The sequence below is a fragment of the Ochrobactrum sp. SSR genome (genome assembly GCF_030067775.1).
In the GTDB taxonomy this organism is placed as follows: domain Bacteria; phylum Pseudomonadota; class Alphaproteobacteria; order Rhizobiales; family Rhizobiaceae; genus Brucella; species Brucella teleogrylli.
On record NZ_CP125970.1, the window covers coordinates 761,805 to 781,186 of the forward strand.

A 19,382-nucleotide genomic window follows, 5' to 3' on the forward strand; every position below is an offset into this window, starting at 1 on the left:
CGATCTATAAAGGCAAAATGAATGCGAAAGATAGAGTCTATAGACGATCTGGATCAGTTCGACCGGCGCATTCTGGAAGTTCTCAGCGAAGACGGCAGAATTCCGGTAACCGAGCTGTCTAAAAAGGTCGGTCTTTCCAAGACGCCATGTCAGGCGCGACTGAAAAGGCTGGTCGATGAAGGCTATATTCTGGGCTTTCGCGCGGCTATCGATCCGGAGAAACTTGGCATCGATCACATCGCCTTCACGACGGTCAAACTGTCCGACACACGCGAGGCGGCGCTCAACGCCTTCAACACGGCGGTGCGCAAGATACGCGAGGTGGAAGAGTGCCACATGATCGCGAGCTCGTTCGATTATCTTTTGAAAGTGCGTACACCAAATATCCGTCGCTATCGCGAAGTGCTGGGCGAGAAGATTTCCAGCCTGCCCAATGTGGCAAGCACATCGACCTTCGTGGTGATGGAATCCGTCAAGGACAATCGCCCCGTCAGAGTCTATCCGGGCGCGATCTGACCAAAAGAAAATGGCGGGCATTGCCCGCCATTTTCATTTTCCATTACTGGAACGGATTAGTTCAGGCCAAGCGTGCCGCGCAGCGTGGACAGGTCTTCGGCCAGCGTCGTCACCGGACCGGCAAGCGCCTTGCGGTCGTCTTCCGACAGCTTGTCATAGGTTTCGTAGCCGTCGCCCTTCTTGTACTTGGCAAGAATATCGTCAACGGTCTTGAAGTTGGCTTCGACCTTCTTGATCAGGTCAGGATTTTCCTTCTCGATCAGCGGCTTGAACAACTCGACAATCTTCTGCGCGCCATCGACATTGGCCTTGAAATCCCAAAGGTCGGTGTGGCTGTAACGGTCTTCTTCGCCGGAAATCTTGCCAGCAGCCACTTCCTCCATGAGTGCGGCTGCACCGCCCACGACCTTTTCGGGCGGAACAGTCAGGTCTTTTACACGCTTCTGGAGTTCCAGAACATCGGCATAGAGCTTGTCCGCAAAAGGCGTCAGGCCATCGGTCGTGTTCTGTGCGAACAGGCCATATTCGAGGCGGTGGAAGCCGGTGAAATCTTCCGACTTCTCGCCATTCTCATGATCGTCGGCGCGGCTATCGATGGATGCATCGAGATCCGCGAAAAGTTCGGCAATCGGCTCGATCTTTTCATAGGAGACGCGCGAGGACGGATAGAGTTCTTTGGCCTTCGCCAGATCGCCAGCCTTGATCGCATCCGTGAAAGCCTTGGTGTCCTTCACCAGAATGTCGAGGTGCTCCTGCACATAGACCTTGTAGTCGGCAATCGGCTGGACGAGATCCAGCGGCGAAACCTCGGCCTTGGCAGCGCCGAAGCTGAGCGAGAGCGCGACGGCGCAAGCCGAAGCAAGCCCAGAAACATACAGGGGCAGACGATACTTCATGTTTAGCCTCTCCATGATGATGGACAGAGCGCTCCGGCCTCAACCGTCAAAACGCTCTGTCATCTTGTTTGTGCATTTCTCCAAACAGCTTGGGCAGTTGTGGGGGAAATGCCTCCACCTCACCCGCGGGCGTTTTGCGGCCCGCTCGCCGCAAGCAATCCACGCGCGTAATAGTCCTGATCGTCCGTCACGCCCGGCAGCGCGAAGAAATATCCGCCGCCGATGGGCTTGATATATTCTTCCAGCGGCTCGCCATTGAGGCGGTTCTGGACCGTGATGAAACCTTTTTCGAGGTTGGCCTGATAGGCAATGAACAGCAGCCCCATATCGAGCTGGCCCGACTTGGTGACACCGTTCGAATAGTTGAACGGACGGCGCAGGATCAGGTTCTCATGCGCCTTGGCATCACGCGGATTGGCCAAACGGATATGCGGATCCATCGGCGTGACCTTGCCATCGTGATCCTTGGCAAAATCCGGCACATCGGCTTCTGTCTTACCGTCGAACGGCGCACCGCTATCCTTGCGACGACCGAAAATCGTCTCCTGCTCCTGCAATGGCGTGCGGTCCCAGCGCTCCACCATATTGCGGATGATGCGCACCGCGACATAGCTGCCATTGGCGGCCCAATCCGGCTCGTCGCTTTCCTTCTGCACCCAGACAACCTGCTGCATCAGTTTCTTGTCGGATGCATCCGGATTGGCCGACCCATCGCGGAAACCGAGGAAGTTACGCGCGCTTTCCTTGGCTTTCGGCGAATGCGGCGGCTGCACCGGCACAGTGCCTTCCTGCTTCCAGCGCACCATCAGCAAGTCCGGCATATTCTTCATAATATCGCGAAGCGCGTGAATATTGGTGTCCGGCGTGTTGGAGCAGAACTGGATCATCAGATCGCCATGGCAGATGTCCTTCTGCAAGGCATCGTTGGGGAAGCCGGTCATGCGCTGAAGGCGCTTCGGTCTCATCGGCTTCAGGCCGAAACGGTCATCGAACAGCGAATTGCCGAGCGCGACCGTTATCGTCAAATTGTCCGGCGTCACCGTCGGGCCGAGAATGCCTGAATCAGACGGCGGAAATTTTGTGTCGAGCACCGGCGGCTCGCCGCCCTTCATGAGAAAGGCAGCGCGCTCGGTCAGGAGTTTGAACATGCGCTCAAGTTCACCGCGATCCCGCGCCAGAACATCGAAGGCGGCAACCAGGCCAGCCGCCGGACGCGCATTGACAATGCCCGGCTGGTGAACGCCATGGAACGGCTGGCTTTCGTGAATTTTGTCGCTTTCCGGCGCGTTGGTCACGCTGTCGGAAGACAGTGCATGGGCCGGTTGCGGGTTCAACACGCCCGCCACCGCGCCGGCAACGCCGGTTGCCCCAGCGCCCAGCAGCAATGCGCGGCGTGAAGGTGAAACAGGATTATCGGTTTTCAAAAATTTCTTGGTCATTAATCCACTCCCAATTGATCGCGGAGTTTAGAGAATTGGGCGGCGAGCGAAGCGGCACCGTCCTTGATCTTCGCCTTTTCATCAGACGAAAGATTGTCATAGGTCTTGAAACCATTGCCTTCGGCATTGGCGCTCAAAAGAGCGTTCACCGCAGCCAGTTCCTTGTCGATGCCTTCAAATGCCTTCGCATCGACCTTGTCCACGATGGGACGCAACACATCCACCGTCTTGGCCGCGCCTTCAACGAGACCGGCGAATGCGTGCAGATCGGTGTGGGCATAGCGGTCTTCACCCGTATCGCCCGCCGTCGAAGCAAAGCGATTAAGCGCCGATGCAGTGCCTGCCAGCATGCGATCCGGCGAAATGCGCAGGGCGCGAATACGCTCCTTCAAGGCACCGGCATCCTGCGCCAGCTTAGTCGCGACCGGAGCCAGACCGTCTGCCGATTTCTGCTCGAACAGCCCGTATTCGATACGATGCAGGCCGCCAAAAGCAGCATCCTGCTCACGCTTTTCAAAATAATCAGCGCGCGCATTGATGGCCGTATCGAGATCGGAGAAGGCTTCGGAAACCGGCGCAATGCGGGCATAGGCGGCGCGGGCCGGACCATAGGCTGCCTGCGCTGCTTCCAGATTGCCGCTGGTGACAGCAGCCGACAGATCGCCTGTCTCCTTCTGGAATTCAGCCACTTCTGCTGCAAGATAAATCTGGTATTCCGCCAGCGCGCCGATGAAGGCGGTCAGTGGCAGCTTCTTGCCCTTCTCGGCATCGCTGGCAGCGGACGGCGTCACCGTCAGCTTGCCACGCGGGTTGGACAGCAGGCCGCAGGTGATCTGATATTCGCCGGGCGCAAGCTTTGCCGTGATTGTCTGCTTGAAACCGGGCGCGATATTTTCGCGCTCTTCCAGCACCATGACGCCATCCAGAATTTCCCACTCGACGGTGCGGTCGGACTTGTTGACGATCTCGAACACCGAGCGGCCCGCCGGAACGGACAACTCGTTCGGCTCGCAGCTTTTGGCATTGATCGCCACCTGAATTTTGCCTTCTGCATCGGCATGGCGCGCCTTGTCCGAAACGCGAGAGGCGTAATAGAAGGCCGCCCCCGCCGCCACGAGCAGCAGCACGGCCAGCACCAGCCCGATGCGAACCAGATTGCGGGAGAAAGGTTCGGTGGCTTTAGGGTTCGTCATGAAAAATCTCTTCGACTAAGCGCTATGCTTGGCCTCAGCGCCCTGAACAGGCGCGGAGGATGGCATCAGGAAAAGAACGAGTGCTGGAACAAGGAAGGCGACATAGGCCACGACTTCGCTAACCGTCGGCGTTGCGATATAGCCGAAGATACCGGCCAGAACCGAACCGAGCGTGCTGTCCAGCGGTAGAATGTCGCTTGCGTCGAAAACCACCGTCTGGAAATGGTTCCAGAGACCGGCTTCGTGCAACGCCATCACCGAATTGGCCAGAATACCGGCGGCGATAATCAGGATGAAAACGCCAGTCCAGCGGAAGAAACGGCGCAGATTGAGCTTCAAACCACCCTTGAAGATGGCATAGCCGACGACAGCGGCAAGCAGCACACCCAGAAGCGCACCGAGCGGGGCGGCAGCGCCTTCGCTTTGCTGGAATGCGGCCAGCAGGAAGAAGACCGACTCCAGCCCCTCGCGGGCAACAGCGAAAAACACCATCAGGATAAGGCCGACGCCCTTATGCGTCGGCGTTTCAAAAGCAGCGTCGATGGAATGATGCAGCTCGGCCTTGATCGAGCGCGCTGCCTTGCGCATCCAGAACACCATGGAAGTCAGCACGAAAACGGCGATCAATCCAATGATGGCTTCGAACAGTTCCTGCGCCTTTTGCGGAAACTCTGCGCTCAGAATTTGCAGGATCGCGCCAACGGTCAGCGACATGGCAAGCGCCAGAAGAATGCCGATCCAGACAACGGGCATCCAGGCGCTGCGTCCCGTCTGATGCAGATAGCTCGCGATGATACCAACGATCAGCGCTGCCTCCACGCCTTCGCGGAACATGATGAGAAACGGTACGAGCATTTCGTTCTATCCAAACAGACAGAGAAACCGGCCCGCCCCTTTTGACCAGTTCTCGATCAGCCTAAGCCTTCGTCAATTGGTCACCTTTTATAATTAGCTTACACCCACTGCAAGACAAATGAACATGACCACGCTAGGAATGTTTTAGAATTATTCTAACGATTTCATGCGTTTATGGGAGCAATTAAGGCACGGCTGACGAACCGCGGCAGACAGGCCGGGGCGACTCACGCCCTATCCCACGGAAAAGATTTTGAATTTTTCTGTGCCGCAACCTGAACCGAAATGAAACACAACCCCCGTTTGCATTGCGGTAGCGCGATCATAAACCCGTGAAAAAGTTCATAATCTTCCGAAATCGACAAAAAAAAGTCGACTAAGGGGTTGAACAATGCTGCTGACTGATCCATATCGGGGTTACTTACCGCTGTGCCTCCTCCCATTGCGCGCGGTAAGTGTTCCCCTCTGGAGGTTTGCCCAAGTGGCACCTTCATAACTAAGCCGGACTTCCTAGTCCGGCTCTTTTTTTGCCTGAATTCCTGTAGCGCCAAATAAAAGAAGCTCCACCGCAGTAGAGCTTCAATATTTGAATTATAATAAATGCTTCACATTCTCGGGAAGCATACATTCTCACCGTAATGATCAAAACAACACAATTTCTCGCCGTAGCGCCAGCACTGTAATGTGGATTCTAATCTGGCAGCATTATCCTTCGCGAACGCCGCTCTGGAAGAAAAGCCGATAAAGATCGGAAAGAGAGACAAGACTAAAACTATTATCTTCATGATAAATCCGTCCGATATGTTTTCTTCTATTTGCGATCAGCAGATAATTGCAAAAGCGGCGTTTTCTGAAAACCCCAACAAACCGGACAGAAAAAAGCGCCGCATTTCTGCGGCGCCTTCGTGTTTTCAGTCATCCAACTGGCAATCAACCGTAGGCTGCAACCGGCGGGCACGAGCAGATGAGGTTTCTGTCGCCGCCGACATTGTCCACGCGGCTGACCGGCGGCCAGTATTTTGCCGTGGCGTCGAATTCGCCGCCCAAGGCAATGGCCGGGAACACCGCTTCCTCACGGGTGTAAGGATGCGTCCATTCGCTGGCCAGCGTATCGCCTGCCGTGTGCGGTGCGTTGGCAAGAGGATTGTCATCCTGCGGCCAGACACCCTCGGCGATCTTCTTCGCCTCACCAGCAATGGCAATCATAGCGTCGCAGAGACGGTCGATTTCCGACTTCGGCTCGGATTCTGTCGGCTCGATCATCAGCGTACCCGCAACCGGCCACGACATGGTCGGCGCATGGAAACCATAGTCGATGAGGCGCTTGGCCACATCTTCCACGGTTACGCCCGCGCTATCCTTGAGAACACGCGTATCCACGATGCACTCATGCGCCACGCGGTCATGCGCGCCCGTATAAAGGATCGGATAAGCGTCCTTCAAGCGATGCGCGATGTAGTTGGCATTGAGGATCGCAGCTTCGGTCGCCTTTTTAAGACCTGCACCGCCCATCATGCGGATATACATCCACGTAATGACCAGAATAGACGCGCTGCCGAAGGGAGCTGCCGAAACGGCGTGCTTGGAACCAAGATCAACGTGGCCTGGCAGATAAGGCACCAGATGTTTGGCAACGCCGATCGGACCGACACCCGGACCGCCGCCGCCATGCGGAATGCAGAAGGTCTTGTGCAGGTTCATATGGCAGACATCGGCGCCGATATCGCATGGACGCGCAAGGCCAACGAGTGCATTGAGGTTTGCGCCGTCGAAATAGACCTGACCGCCATTGTCATGGACGATTTCGCAGAAAGCCTTGATGCCTTCTTCGAACACGCCATAGGTCGACGGATAGGTGATCATGAAGGCGGCAAGATTATCGCGATGCTTCTCGGCCTTGGCCTTGAGGTCATCGATATCGATGTCGCCATCCGGGCGGCAATTGACCACGACAACGCTCATGCCTGCCATCGAGGCGCTGGCCGGATTGGTGCCATGCGCAGACGACGGGATCAGGCAAATGTTGCGATGACCTTCACCACGCGACTGGTGATAGTGGCGGATGGCCAAGAGACCGGCATATTCGCCCTGGCTGCCCGCATTCGGCTGCAGCGAAACACCTGCAAAGCCGGTGATTTCGCAAAGCCATGCTTCGACGTCAGCCGTCATCTTCGCATAGCCTTCGGTCTGTGCCGCAGGTGCGAAGGGATGCAGGTTCGCAACCGTGTTCCAGCTCACCGGCATCATTTCTGCCGCCGCATTGAGCTTCATGGTGCAGGAACCAAGCGGGATCATCGCGCGGTCAAGCGCCAGATCCTTGTCGGCCAGACGACGCAGGAAGCGCATCATCTCGGTTTCCGAACGGTGCGAATGGAACACATCCTGCGTCAGGAAGCCCTCACCGCGTCCCTTGCCCGGAACGAGAACCGCGTCGCCTTCGACTACCTTCGCGCCGAACAGAACGGCGAGTGCCGCAAGATCGTCTTCGGTCGAGGTTTCGTCGAAGGTCACGCCAACCGTGTCGGCATCGATGATGCGCAGCAGACGACCGCCCTTGTCGGCCTCGTCAGCGATTTTCGCAGCCTTGCCGGCGACCTTGACCGAAACCGTATCGAACAGGCTTTCGCCTGCGATTTCGACACCAGCGGCCTTGAGACCGGCAGCAAAACGGGCAGCAAGAGCGGCAATGCGTGTGGCAATCGCCTGCAAACCAGCCGGACCGTGCCAGATGGCATAGGATGCAGCCATATTGGCGAGCAGCGCCTGCGCAGTGCAGATGTTCGAGGTCGCCTTATCGCGACGGATGTGCTGTTCGCGGGTCTGGAGCGCCAGCCGATAGGCCGCGCGGCCATGCGCATCGACCGACTGGCCGACAATGCGGCCCGGAATGATGCGGGTGAGCGGCTCGGACACGGCGAGATAAGCGGCATGCGGGCCGCCAAAGCCCATCGGCACGCCGTAACGCTGCATGGAACCGACAGCCATGTCGGCACCCCATTTGACAGGAGCTTCCATGATGGTCAGCGCCAGCGGATCGGCAACGGCGATAACCAGCGCACCCTTGGCTTTTGCATCGGCGATAACGCCGGTGAAGTTGCCATAAACGCCCTTGGTATCCGGCCACGGCACGATGACCGCAGCGGTGTTGTCATCGACAGTGCTGCCAGCTTCAACCAGCCAGCCGAGCGGCTCGGCGCGCGTGTTGACGACATCGACGGTCTGCGGATGCAGATCGCCCGCCAGAAGCACGCGGCTGCGCTTGTCGCGATGATGACGGCAGGCAACGCCGACAGCTTCCGCAACGGCGGTTGCTTCATCGAGCAGCGAGGCGCAGGCAACCGGCAGGCCGGTCAGCTCGGCAACCAGCGTCTGGAAGTGGAACAGCAGCTCCAGACGGCCCTGGCTGATTTCCGACTGGTAAGGCGTATAAGCCGTGTACCAGGCTGGATTTTCAAACAGATTGCGCTGGATCACCGGCGGCGTATGCACGCCATGATAGCCCGCACCGATGAAGCTCTTCTTCACCACGTTGCGGCCCATGATTTCATTCAATTCGGCCAGCGCCGCATGTTCGCTCAACGGCGCTGGCAAATCCAGAGCGCGGTTGAGACGGATGGACGCCGGAACGGCCTGCGTGATGAGGGTTTCCATGGAAGGAAGGCCGAGCGCGGCCAGCATGGCGCGCTCGTCTTCAATTCTCGGCCCGATATGACGGGCAACAAAGGGAAGAACCTGCTGGGTCATCGCTTTATCCTACCAGAGCGTCGTAACCGGCCTTGTCGAGCAGACCGGAAAGCTGGCCTTCATCCGAAAGCTTCAGCTTGAACAGCCAGCCATCGCCTTCGGCAGCCTGATTGATCAGAGCCGGATCGGACGACACGGCTTCGTTGACTTCCACCACTTCGCCGTCAACCGGCGCATAAACGTCGGAAGCGGCCTTGACCGATTCCACAACCACGACGCCCTCGCCCTTGGAAACGGTGCGACCGACTTCCGGCAGCTCGACGAAAACGAGGTCGCCCAGCTGTTCCTGTGCGTGGATCGTTATGCCGACAGTGGCGACGCCGTTTTCGACGCTGATCCACTCGTGATCTTCGGTGAACAGGATTTTGGCCATGGAAATTATCCTTTGCGATAGCGATGCGGTGTGAAGGGAAGCGCCGAAACGTCAACGGGAACCTTGTTGCCGCGAACTTCAGCGAAAATACGTGTGCCGGGCGTGGCGAGGCTGGCCTCGACATAGCCCATGGCGACCGGGAAACCGGCGGAGGGACCAAAGCCGCCCGATGTGACCGTGCCGATCTGGCGGCCGCTTTCATCGAACAGGTCTGCGCCGCCGCGTACCGGCTGCCGGCCTTCCGGCTTGAGGCCGACGCGCTTGGCGGCAGCGCCCTTGGCAATAGTGTCGAGCACTGGCTTGGCACCGTTGAAGGCGGCTTTCTCGCGCACGGCCTTGGTGATCGCCCAGGTGAGACCGGCGGAGACCGGATCGGTTTCCGGCGTGATGTCCTGTCCGTGCAGGCAAAGCCCGGCTTCGAGGCGCAGGCTGTCGCGAGCGGCAAGGCCGATCCACGCAACGCGTTCGTCGGCGAGAAGCTTGGTCGCCAGCGCGCGCGCCTCATCGGCAGGCAGGCCGATTTCAAAACCGTCTTCGCCGGTATAGCCCGAGCGGGTCATGAACCAGCCCGGCTTCGGCTCAAAGCCGCTCATGAAGGCGAGATCGGCAGCACCGGTAAGACCGGCATCGTTAATAACGCTTTCGGCTTCCGGCCCTTGAATGGCGAGGAATACGCGGTCGAGCGGATTGACCGTAACCTGTTTGCCGGAAGCGGCTTCGTTCAAATGCTCGATATCGGCCTCGGCATTACCCGCATTGGCGACGACCATGAAGCGGTCGTCGCCAAGACGCGTGACGATGAGATCGTCCAGAATGCCGCCCTTGTCATTAAGGAAGAAAGTGTATTTCGACTGGCCAGGCTTCAGCACGGTCGGGTCGAGCGGGCAGGTTTCCGCCAGAAGCGCTGCGGCATCGCTGCCGGAAACTTCGACCAGCTTCATATGAGAAATGTCGAAAAGGCCCGCATGGTCACGCGTATGGAGATGTTCCTTCATGACGCCCAGCGGATAGGTGATCGGCATGTTCCAGCCGGCAAAGCCGCCAAAGCGCGCGCCAGCCTGTTCATGCAAGTCCTGCAAAGGCAGGATATTCAAATGTGCGGTATCGCCCATAACAACTCCAGAGTCGCACGTGTGCCTTCCGCAAAATGCGGTAGCTTCGTGCCCCTCTGTCTCAGGCCTGAGAGACTCGCATAGCAAAGCGCTATACTTACACCTTCGGCGCGGAGTTTCCCCCGACTTTCCAGAGTTGTCTTACCCGTCTGCGGTTCCTTGTACCTGAGAGATTTCGGGCGATTTCCCCTTCGGCGGCCAATTGGCGCTCTCCCGCAGACAGACAGTGAAAAAGCATTTGTAAAACGCATGCTTCGGCACCCGACACAAATCCCTTAGCTTAATCCGCTTTGGGAGTCATGTAGAATTGTAGTCTTCAACCGACAATTTCCAGAAGTTTTGCGACAAAACTTGAGCCATTGCGCCCGCCGCCCAAGGATCAGCCGACATGCATGTATAAATCGGAGATTTTCACTAGCTATGCGGAAAATGATAGCGATGGAGGCTCTTTACGGCCTCAAATTTGGTGATTTGGCCATGGAGAACGGCAATTGTGATAACATAATGACCGATCTGCGTAAAAAACATGCAATCTCCAAGCTTAATTGCACATCAGCTATGCAAATCTGGCTCTCCTTTTTCAGATCGCACCAGCCTATATGCTGTCTGCAACACAGAGAGATAGATTTTACTAGGTGAGAGAAATGAACCTGATCCGCTCGTACAACAACTGGCGCCGTTACCGTACAACCGTAAACGAACTGAGCCGCCTGAGCCCACGTGAACTGAACGACCTCGGCATCCTGCCTTCGGAAATTCCGTTCGTCGCACGCAAGGCTGCTGCTCGCTAATCAGCGGGAAAAGCGCCATCCGAAGGCATCAGCCTTCTTTCAGGATCGCGTCCTCCAAACCGCGCGGTCCTTATAGTTTCCAGAGCATTCAATGGCTCAAACGAGTTATCGCCGGGGTTTCCTCCTCCCATTTTTCCCTGGCGATCCAAAGACCGGACATCCTCCTCCCCCCATTGTCCGGTCTTCCCCATAAGCACCCGTCGCTCCTCCCGCGACGGGTGTTTTCGTTTGCGCCGACCTGTTCAGCTTTCCTGTGAGGCAGGCGTCGTCGCAGTTCCCCGATCCAGCAGCATCGAAATTCCGAACACAACCAGACCGGCCAGAGCCAAAAGCGCGCCGACCGTACCGGTCGATGTCCAGCCATAGCCCCATGCAATTGCCAGTCCGCCGAGCCATGCACCGAGTGCATTGGCGAGATTGAGCGCTGAATGGTTGAGCGCCGCAGCGAGCGTCTGGGCATCGGCTGCGACATCCATCAGGCGGGTTTGCAGTGCAGGCACCAGCGCAAAACCGCCGCCGACCAGAAGCACATTGAGGAAAGCGGTGAGCGGATGCTGCATCAGCAGCGGGAATGCCAGCATCACCGCCATGTCATAAAGCAGCACGATCCCAACGGTTCCCATGACGGAACGGTCAGTCAGCCGGGAGCCGACGATGTTGCCCAGCACCATGCCGAGACCGAACATGACAAAGACCAGCGGCATCCATTTCATATCGATATGTGAAACTTCCGTCACGGTGGCGGCGACATAGGAAAAGACGGAAAACAGCCCGCCCGTGCCGATGGCGCCAATGGCAAGCGTTAGCAGCACCTGTTTGCGGCGCAGCGCACCCAGCTCACGCAGCGGCGATGCGCCTTCTGCGGCGGGCAGCTTTGGCACATAAAGCGTCACCATCACCATGGTCAGAATGGCGATCAGGCCGACCGCGCCGAACATGGCGCGCCAACCCGCCACCTGCCCCAGCCATGTGGCCAGCGGCGTGCCGCACAGCGTGGCAATCGTCAGGCCCATCATGACACGCCCAACCGCCTGCGCGCGCTTGCCCGGCTCGGCCAGCGATGCGGCAACCAGCGATGCGACGCCGAAATAAGCGCCATGTGGGAAGCCTGCGATAAAACGCATTATATAAAGGCTGGAATAATCCTGCATGAAAGCGCTGGCGAGATTGCCAAAGGCAAACAGGCCCATCAGCAGGAACAGGAGCTTGCGGCGGTCGAGCTTCGCGCCGATGACGGCCAGCACCGGCGCGCCGATCAGCACGCCCAGTGCATAAGAACTGATGAGATGTCCGCCCTGCGGGATCGTGACGTTGAGGTCGCGGGCAATATCCGGGAGCAGTGCCATGATGGCGAACTCGCCGGTGCCGATGCCGAAGCCACCAATGGCAAGCGCGATTTCCGCCATGCGTTGGGACGAGCGTGGCGAAGATTTCCGCATCGCAGCGGAAGACTGAAATTGTGACATGAATAGGCCTGAAGGGAGTGTAGGAGTCTCGCACACCTACCACCCATTTCATGCAAAGGCGATACGCCTTCTTGTCACGCGTAAAGTTCGAAAGCGCATCCCGAAAAGCGCGAAGCGGTTTTCGGATAAGATGCGCGCGAGAGATCAACTTGCGGCGACGACTTCGATTTCGACCTTGAATTCCTCGCGGGTAAAGCCGGAAACGATCATCAGCGTCGAGGCGGGCGCTGGCTGCGGAAACAGCCTGTCGCGCACGTCCATATAGGGGCGCATATAGGCGCGATCCGTCACATAGGCGTTGATGCGCACGACATTGGAAAGATCCATGCCGCCATCGCGCAAAATGCGACGGATATTCTCGAAGCAAAGCTCGGCTTGCGCGGCCGCATCTTCGGGCACGCTTCCATCCGGCGCGATACCGAGCTGGCCGGAGCAGAACACCAGTTCGGCACCGGCTTGCACCTTCACGCCATGACTATAGGCGGCGAAGGGTGCCGCCATGTCGGCAGGCAGCAAATGTTGCAAAGTGCTCATCGAACGATCCTTATGATTTGGGGGCGCTGGCCAGAAGTTCCTTCAGGCGCGGCGCACCCGCGGCAATGTCGGCTTCCGTGGGGGTGATCCCGGCCGCCAGCAGGCGGCGGGCGATCATGTGGTCGGCCGGGCGATTGATGGAATCAACCGCCACCAGCCTGTCACCGGCAAAATGGAAGATCGAAAAGGCATTATCATCGGGATTGCCTGACAGAATATGACGATCTGCTTCAAATGACAGGCCTGCCGTCTGGAGCTTCATGTCGCCCTGATCAGACCAGAACCACGCCACTTCGCGGAACGGCGTGGCGCGCCCGACAATGCTGCGGGCCACATGCTTGGCCTGATCGGTCGCGTTCTGCACCGATTCCAGCCGCACGCGGCGACCGGCATGAAAATGGTCGTAGCTCACGCAATCGCCGATGGCGTAGACATGATCCGCTGATGTGCGCATCTTTTCATCCACGACAATGCCATTGTCGGTGACGAGTCCGGCTGCGGCAGCGAGTTCGACATTGGGCAGCGCGCCGGTGCCGATAACAACCATATCCGCCGGGAACACGGCCCCATCTGCTGCCTTTACACCGGTCACGCGACCGTTTTCGCCTTCGATTGCCATCACACCAAGCCCGGTGTGCAGCGTAATTCCCGCGGCGCGGCTGCGCGTTTCGACATGTGCAGAGATTTGTGTCGCGACCGAGCGGCCAAGAACACGCGGCGCGGCCTCGATCAGCACGGTATTCTTGCCGAGCGCCATCGCGCTATGTGCCATTTCAAGCCCGATGAAGCCGCCGCCGATGATCACGACATTGCTGATGGTGGGCATGAGGCCAGCAATGCGGCGCGCATCTTCCATCCGGCGCAGCGTGACGACACCGTCAAGATCGACGCCCGGCATGTCGGGAACGCGCGCGCGGGCACCGGTTGCAAAGACCAGATCAGACCAGTGCAGCACGCGACCGTCATCAAGGGTCACCGTGCGGTCGGTCAGCGATACGCCTTCGACCCGATGCCCGAACAACATCTCGATATTATTGTCGCGATAGGCGCTTTCCGGACGCAGCACCAGGCCGCCATGCTCCGGTGCCTTGAGATAGGATTTGGAAAGCGGCGGCTTATGATAGGGAATATCCGTCTCATCGTTGATGAGCACGATGTCTCCGGCATAGCCTTCCTGACGAAGGCTGATTGCGGCCTGCGAGCCCGCATGGCCCGCGCCAATAATAATGCATCTCTCGTCCATAGGACCTCCGGAAATTTCCGCGCATCATAGTCATGTGCTGGTCTGTCGCGTGGCGCATCTACCACGGATTCACATCTTAATTGCACGCGGCTCGCAATTTTTAAACATTTAGTTTGACCAATCGGTCAGATTGTTTAGTAAGGTTGCTGCTTCAAGACAAAATTTGGAGCGCCACCTTGAAACGATATTGGTCCGATTACACGAGCGAGGCGTTTTCGCGCCTTGAGCGCGACAAGCTCGTGGCGGTGTTGCCTGTTGGCGCAATCGAGCAGCACGGACCGCATCTACCGATGTGCGTGGATGCCGCCGTCGCGGATGGCATGGTGGCGGAACTGATCAAACGCTTGCCGGACACGAGTAAGGTTCTGTTCCTGCCGACACAGGCCATTGCCAAGAGCAATGAACACAAGCGCTATCCCGGCACGCTGACCTTTTCAGTCGAAACTGTCATCCGCATGTGGTGCGAGATAGGCACCTGCGTGGCGGCAAGCGGCGTGCGCAAGATGGTGCTGTTCAACAGCCATGGCGGCAATATTCCGGTGATGGACATTGTCGCCCGCGAATTGCGCGTGCAGCACAATATGATGGTCTTCTGCCTCAACTGGTTCGGCCTGGGCATGCCCGATGGCGTTTACAGCGAGCATGACCTGAAGCATGGCATTCATGCTGGCGACATGGAAACATCGGTGATGCTGGAAATGCATCCCGATCTGGTGGTGATGGAAAAGGCGCAGGATTTCCGCACGCTGACCGAAGTTTTCGCCGACGAATACAAGCACATCAGCCTTGGCGGCGGCGCCAAGCCCGCATGGCAGATGCAGGATATCAATGCCTATGGCGCAGCCGGCAACGCATCGATTGCCACCGCTGAAAAGGGTCGCAAGACCATCGATTTTGCTGCCGACCGGCTGATTGAAGCGCTGGGCGAGATTGAGCGCGCGCCGCTCTCCTGGCTCGACAAAAATCCCGCTTGGTAAGGACGATGAGCGTGGCCCCCAACTCGCAGAACCAGTCACCACTGATCGACATCAACGGCGTCTACAAGCAGTACGGCACCGGCGTCATGGCCGTGAACGACATGTCGCTCAAGATCGAGCAAGGCCAGTTCGTCAGCTTTCTTGGGCCTTCGGGCTGCGGCAAGAGCACGGCGCTGCGCATGATCGCCGGACTGGAATCGGTCTCGGCTGGCGAAATTCGCGTCAATGGTCATGCGCCCGGCAAGGGTCCTTCCGGCGCACAGGATATCGGCTTTGTGTTTCAGGAGCCGACGCTGATGCCCTGGGCCAGCGTCTATGACAATGTCTATCTGCCGCTGCGGCTTTCCGGCGTTTCGCGCAAGGAAGCCAAGCCCCGCATTGAAGAAGTGCTGACGCAGGTTGGCCTGTCGCGTTTTGCCAATGCCTTTCCGCGGGAGCTTTCGGGAGGCATGAAAATGCGCGTTTCCATTGCGCGCGCATTGGTGACTCGCCCGCGCCTGCTTTTGATGGACGAGCCTTTTGCAGCGCTCGACGAGATGACGCGCTTCAAGCTCAATAATGACGTGTTGCGGCTGTGGCAGGAACACGGACTGACCGTGATCTTCGTCACCCACAGCGTCTATGAGTCGGTCTATCTCTCCAACCGCGTGATCGTGATGGCGGCGCGTCCGGGTCGTGTCGTCGCGGACATTCCCATCATCGGCACTTATCCGCGGGCCGAAAACTACCGCACCACGGATTCTTACGCGAAATATTGCGCCAAGGTTTCCGATACGCTGACCGCGACGCTTTCCTCTGAAGATATCGATCACTGAGGACATGCAAATGAACCAGATGCAAAACGAACTGCCAGTCCTCAATTCCGAACAGGATCGTCTCGCACGACGCGAACGCACGCTGCGCATTCTCATGCCGACGCTGGCGATCATTATCGCGCTCGGCATCTGGGAAGGTCTGGTGCGCTTCTATGAAGTGCCACATTACCTGATCCCGGCCCCGTCACTGATTGCCGAAACGCTGTTCAAGGACGGCCCGTCGCTGATGGCCTCCATGTGGTTCACCGTCAAGCTGACGCTCATCTCGCTGGCCTGCGCCATCATTGGCGGCGTTTTGCTCGGCATGGTGTTTGCGCTTTCGCGTCCGATCGAAATGGCGTTCTTCCCCTTCGCCGTCATCCTTCAGGTGACGCCGGTCATCGCCATCGCGCCGCTGATCCTGATCTATGTGCGCGATACTTTCTCGGCCCTGCTTATCTGCGCGTGGATTGTCGCTTTCTTCCCGATTCTGTCCAATACGGTGATCGGACTGCGCAGCGCCGACCACAATCTGCGCGATCTGTTCAAGCTTTATCGCGCCTCGCCGTGGCAGCGCCTGCGCTATCTGCTGGCCCCGAGCGCGCTGCCCTATTTCATGGCGGCCCTGAAAATCGCCGGTGGCCTGTCGCTGATCGGCGCCGTGGTGGCTGAATTCGTCGCAGGCACCGCAGGCCAGAGCACCGGCCTTGCCTCGCGTATTCTGGAATCGAGCTTCCGTAATGAAATCCCGCGCATGTTTGCGGCGCTTTTCCTCGTTTCGCTGCTGGGTATCGTGATCTTCCTGATCACCAGCTGGCTGTCGCGCCTTGTCCTAGGACGCTGGCACGAAAGCGAAATTCGCCGGGACCGCTGATATGTTGAATGGCGTCGCCATCGCGGGCCGTCCGGGCCGCCACGACATCACCGTCGAGCATGGACGCATTGCCGCGATCACGTCGTCGCAAGCGACAGGCGGCGGGTGCGTCACGCCGCTTTTGGCCGATGTGCATGTGCATCTCGACAAGACGTTCACCATCCAGCGCATCGCGCAGAATGGCGACACGAAGGTCGAGTGCCTGTTCGATGCCATCGACCTGATGAACACCGACCGCCAGAACTGGAACGCCGAAGACATCCGCACCCGCGCCACGCGCGGCCTTGAGGCGGCTTTTGCGCAGGGCGTCGGCGCTATTCGCAGCCATGTGGATTGGACCAGCCCGGAAGTTCCGACCGCCTGGCCTGTTCTCAACGAATTGCGACAGGAATGGAAAGACCGCATTGATCTTCAACTTGCGGCCCTTGTTCACGGCGATCTGGTTCTGGAAGCAGGCAGTGACATTGCGACCCACGTGAAGGCCGATGGCGGTGTGTTTGGCGCGTTTTTCTATCGCAATGCCGATCTTGCAGCCGAAATAGAGGAAATGTTCCGTCTCGCTGTCGAAAACGATCTCGATCTCGACTTTCATGTTGATGAAGGTCTGGATGTTGAAGCGGACGGATTTTCGCTGATTGTCAATGCGAGCGCACGGCATCATATGGCGGGCCGCGTTTTGTGCGGCCATGCCTGCTCGCTTTCGCTGCGAACAGTGGATGAACTCACGCGTATTCTGGATGCCGCCGCGCAAGCAGGTGTCGCGCTTGTCTCGCTACCCACCACCAATCTCTATCTGCAAGACCGGATCGGCGGAAAATCGCCGCGTCTTCGTGGTGTGGCCCCGCTGAAAGAAGCGCGTCTGGCCGGTGTGGAAACCATGCTTGGCTCCGACAATGTACGCGATGCCTTTTACCCCTATGGCGACTATGATCCGCTCGCGATCCTGCGCCTTGCGGCACCTGTCTGCCATCTGGAGCCGGAAGAATGGCTCGACAGCATCACCACCCTGCCCGCGCGCCTGATCAGGAGCGAGCGCGTGCAGGCGCTGTCCGCAGGCGGTGCCGCCAATTTCATCTGGCACGATGCCGAAGACCTCAATGATCTCATCAGCCGTCCGCAAGCCCTCCGCCGTGTCTGGCGCGACGGCGTTGCCTCGGACCATGTTTACGGGAGAAACCCATGAATTCTGTCGCCCCGCAGCGCATCTATGACTGGGCCGCATTCCGCGCCGAAATCGACGGCATCCGCATCTATGACGACCCCAAGCAGGTCGAACTGCGTTCCCGCGATTACTTCTGGTACAGCCCGATCCTGACCGAAGATATCGGCCATTATGTCGGCGACCTCGTCGTCATTCCGAAGGATCAGGACGAAGTGCGCCGTGTGGCGGCGGCAGCCGCGAAACTGCGCATACCAATCACGGTTCGCGGCGGCGGTACGGGCAATTACGGCCAGTGCGTTCCGCTTGAAGGCGGCATCATCCTCGACATGACCAAGATCGACCGCATCATAGCCGTCGAGCCGGGCAAGGTGCGCGTCGAAGGCGGCGCGCGCATTTCGCGTCTTGACGACGCCGTGCGCGAAACCGGACAAGAACTGTTGATGTATCCTTCCACCCGTCGCATCGCCACCATTGGCGGCTTCTTCTCAGGCGGTTCGGGCGGTATCGGATCACTGCGACATGGCATGTTGCGCGATGACGGCAATGTCTATTCGGTCAAGGTTCTGACCGTCGAGCCGGAGCCGAAAATCATCGAGCTGACGGGCCGCGACATCCACAAGGTCCAGCATGCCTATGGCACCAACGGCATAATTCTGGAGCTGGAAATCGGGCTGACCAAGGCGACCGACTGGATCCATACCGCAGCGCTCTTCGACAGCTATGAAGCAACGCTGAACTTCTGCCTCAAGGCGCTGGAAGAAAACCTGGATTGCTATCTCCTGACCACCGTGGATCGCCGCTTCGCGCGCTTCTACACCAAGTTCGGCAACCTTTTCCCATCCGACAAGGATGCCGTTTTCGCCATGATCGCGCCGGAAGAACGCGAGCGGTTCGCAGAGCTCGCCACAGAGTTCAACGGTCAGGTGTCGTTCTCCATGACGCTGGACGAGCTGCACAAGGCCGGCCTTCAGCCTGCCTATGAATGCGGCTGGAACCACACCACGCTTCAGGCGCTGAAGGCGGAACCGGGCTGGACCTATCTTCAGGTCGCCTATCCGCGCCCCTTCGACCCGGCATTGGTCAATCGCCAGATCGAGCGTTATGGCGACACGCAATATATGCACCATGAAATGGCGCGCCTTGAAGGCGAAGTGCAGATTTTCGGCCTGCCACTGGTGCGCTTCGAGGACCGCGACGCGATGTATAAGCTCATCGGCGAGCTGGAACAGGTTGACGGCTGCGACATCTACGATCCCCATGCCTATACCATCGAGGATGGCGGCATGAAGGAGATCGACAGTGTGCAGATCGAATTCAAGAAACTGGCCGACCCTTATGGTCTGCTCAATCCCGGTAAAACACGCGGCTGGACCGCCGACATGGCACTTTCGAACTGATAATAGGGGAACGAAA

17 protein-coding genes and 1 riboswitch are annotated in these 19,382 nt (G+C 58.3%); of the genes, 7 read left to right on the forward strand and 10 right to left on the reverse strand.

Annotated elements, in window-relative coordinates; translation table 11 throughout:
• The first annotated feature begins 21 nt into the window (after window positions 1–21).
• Window positions 22–516, forward strand: a complete 495-nt coding sequence (locus QLQ11_RS14995) for an Lrp/AsnC family transcriptional regulator (protein ID WP_109367192.1) — start codon at window positions 22–24, stop codon at window positions 514–516.
• A 56-nt stretch (window positions 517–572) separates the two neighbouring features.
• Here the strand turns inward: QLQ11_RS14995 and efeO (QLQ11_RS15000) are convergent, their stop codons facing one another.
• The 7 genes from efeO (QLQ11_RS15000) to gcvT all read right to left on the reverse strand — a co-directional run bounded on the left by efeO (QLQ11_RS15000) (window position 573) and on the right by gcvT (window position 10,128).
• Entirely contained in the window at window positions 573–1,412 is an 840-nt protein-coding gene (efeO, locus tag QLQ11_RS15000; RefSeq protein ID WP_109367191.1) for an iron uptake system protein EfeO, read from the reverse strand.
• A 119-nt stretch (window positions 1,413–1,531) separates the two neighbouring features.
• Window positions 1,532–2,851, reverse strand: a complete 1,320-nt coding sequence (efeB, locus tag QLQ11_RS15005) for an iron uptake transporter deferrochelatase/peroxidase subunit (RefSeq protein WP_371835960.1) — start codon at window positions 2,849–2,851, stop codon at window positions 1,532–1,534.
• The gene (efeO, locus tag QLQ11_RS15010; protein WP_109367189.1) at window positions 2,851–4,044 is read right to left on the reverse strand and encodes an iron uptake system protein EfeO; all 1,194 of its coding nucleotides are present in this window, start codon (window positions 4,042–4,044) and stop codon (window positions 2,851–2,853) included. The genes efeB and efeO (QLQ11_RS15010) overlap by 1 nt, the downstream gene beginning before the upstream one ends.
• A 15-nt stretch (window positions 4,045–4,059) precedes the next feature.
• Window positions 4,060–4,899 carry an iron uptake transporter permease EfeU gene (gene efeU, locus QLQ11_RS15015; RefSeq protein WP_109367188.1) on the reverse strand — a complete coding sequence of 280 codons (840 nt, stop codon included), beginning with the start codon at window positions 4,897–4,899 and terminating at the stop codon, window positions 4,060–4,062.
• A gap of 930 nt (window positions 4,900–5,829) precedes the next feature.
• Window positions 5,830–8,643, reverse strand: coding sequence for an aminomethyl-transferring glycine dehydrogenase (gene gcvP, locus QLQ11_RS15020; RefSeq protein WP_109367187.1), 2,814 nt, complete (start codon window positions 8,641–8,643; stop codon window positions 5,830–5,832).
• A gap of 4 nt (window positions 8,644–8,647) precedes the next feature.
• On the reverse strand, window positions 8,648–9,016 hold the full coding sequence (gene gcvH / locus QLQ11_RS15025) for a glycine cleavage system protein GcvH (protein ID WP_109367186.1): 369 nt from the start codon (window positions 9,014–9,016) through the stop codon (window positions 8,648–8,650).
• A gap of 5 nt (window positions 9,017–9,021) precedes the next feature.
• Complete coding sequence (gene gcvT / locus QLQ11_RS15030; protein WP_109367185.1) at window positions 9,022–10,128, reverse strand: glycine cleavage system aminomethyltransferase GcvT; 1,107 nt, start codon at window positions 10,126–10,128, stop codon at window positions 9,022–9,024.
• Between the two features lie 142 nt (window positions 10,129–10,270).
• Window positions 10,271–10,354, reverse strand: a riboswitch (glycine riboswitch).
• Between the two features lie 418 nt (window positions 10,355–10,772).
• Here gcvT and QLQ11_RS15035 point away from each other — a divergent pair.
• Window positions 10,773–10,919: a DUF1127 domain-containing protein gene (locus QLQ11_RS15035; RefSeq protein WP_078336788.1), complete on the forward strand. Its 147-nt coding sequence runs from the start codon at window positions 10,773–10,775 to the stop codon at window positions 10,917–10,919.
• A gap of 242 nt (window positions 10,920–11,161) precedes the next feature.
• Here QLQ11_RS15035 and QLQ11_RS15040 read toward each other — a convergent pair whose 3' ends face one another.
• The 3 genes from QLQ11_RS15040 to QLQ11_RS15050 all read right to left on the reverse strand — a co-directional run bounded on the left by QLQ11_RS15040 (window position 11,162) and on the right by QLQ11_RS15050 (window position 14,162).
• The gene (locus tag QLQ11_RS15040) at window positions 11,162–12,265 is read right to left on the reverse strand and encodes an MFS transporter (RefSeq protein WP_244597129.1); all 1,104 of its coding nucleotides are present in this window, start codon (window positions 12,263–12,265) and stop codon (window positions 11,162–11,164) included.
• Window positions 12,266–12,529: 264 nt separating this feature from the next.
• Window positions 12,530–12,919 (reverse strand): RidA family protein, encoded by a 390-nt coding sequence (locus QLQ11_RS15045; protein WP_109367182.1) that lies wholly within the window; start codon window positions 12,917–12,919, stop codon window positions 12,530–12,532.
• A gap of 10 nt (window positions 12,920–12,929) precedes the next feature.
• Window positions 12,930–14,162, reverse strand: coding sequence for an NAD(P)/FAD-dependent oxidoreductase (locus QLQ11_RS15050; RefSeq protein WP_109367181.1), 1,233 nt, complete (start codon window positions 14,160–14,162; stop codon window positions 12,930–12,932).
• Window positions 14,163–14,338: 176 nt separating this feature from the next.
• On the opposite strand from QLQ11_RS15050, the gene QLQ11_RS15055 reads away from it, so the two are divergent.
• From QLQ11_RS15055 to QLQ11_RS15075, 5 genes are read left to right on the forward strand one after another with little or no spacing between them, the layout of a single operon-like run.
• Window positions 14,339–15,139, forward strand: coding sequence for a creatininase family protein (locus QLQ11_RS15055; protein WP_109367180.1), 801 nt, complete (start codon window positions 14,339–14,341; stop codon window positions 15,137–15,139).
• Between the two features lie 5 nt (window positions 15,140–15,144).
• The gene (locus tag QLQ11_RS15060; RefSeq protein ID WP_109367179.1) at window positions 15,145–15,954 is read left to right on the forward strand and encodes an ABC transporter ATP-binding protein; all 810 of its coding nucleotides are present in this window, start codon (window positions 15,145–15,147) and stop codon (window positions 15,952–15,954) included.
• 10 nt (window positions 15,955–15,964) lie between these two features.
• Window positions 15,965–16,807 (forward strand): ABC transporter permease, encoded by an 843-nt coding sequence (locus QLQ11_RS15065; protein ID WP_171058738.1) that lies wholly within the window; start codon window positions 15,965–15,967, stop codon window positions 16,805–16,807.
• A gap of 1 nt (window position 16,808) precedes the next feature.
• Window positions 16,809–17,990: an amidohydrolase family protein gene (locus QLQ11_RS15070; protein WP_283736169.1), complete on the forward strand. Its 1,182-nt coding sequence runs from the start codon at window positions 16,809–16,811 to the stop codon at window positions 17,988–17,990.
• Window positions 17,987–19,366: an FAD-binding oxidoreductase gene (locus tag QLQ11_RS15075; protein ID WP_283736170.1), complete on the forward strand. Its 1,380-nt coding sequence runs from the start codon at window positions 17,987–17,989 to the stop codon at window positions 19,364–19,366. The genes QLQ11_RS15070 and QLQ11_RS15075 overlap by 4 nt, the downstream gene beginning before the upstream one ends.
• The last annotated feature ends 16 nt before the right edge of the window (window positions 19,367–19,382 follow it).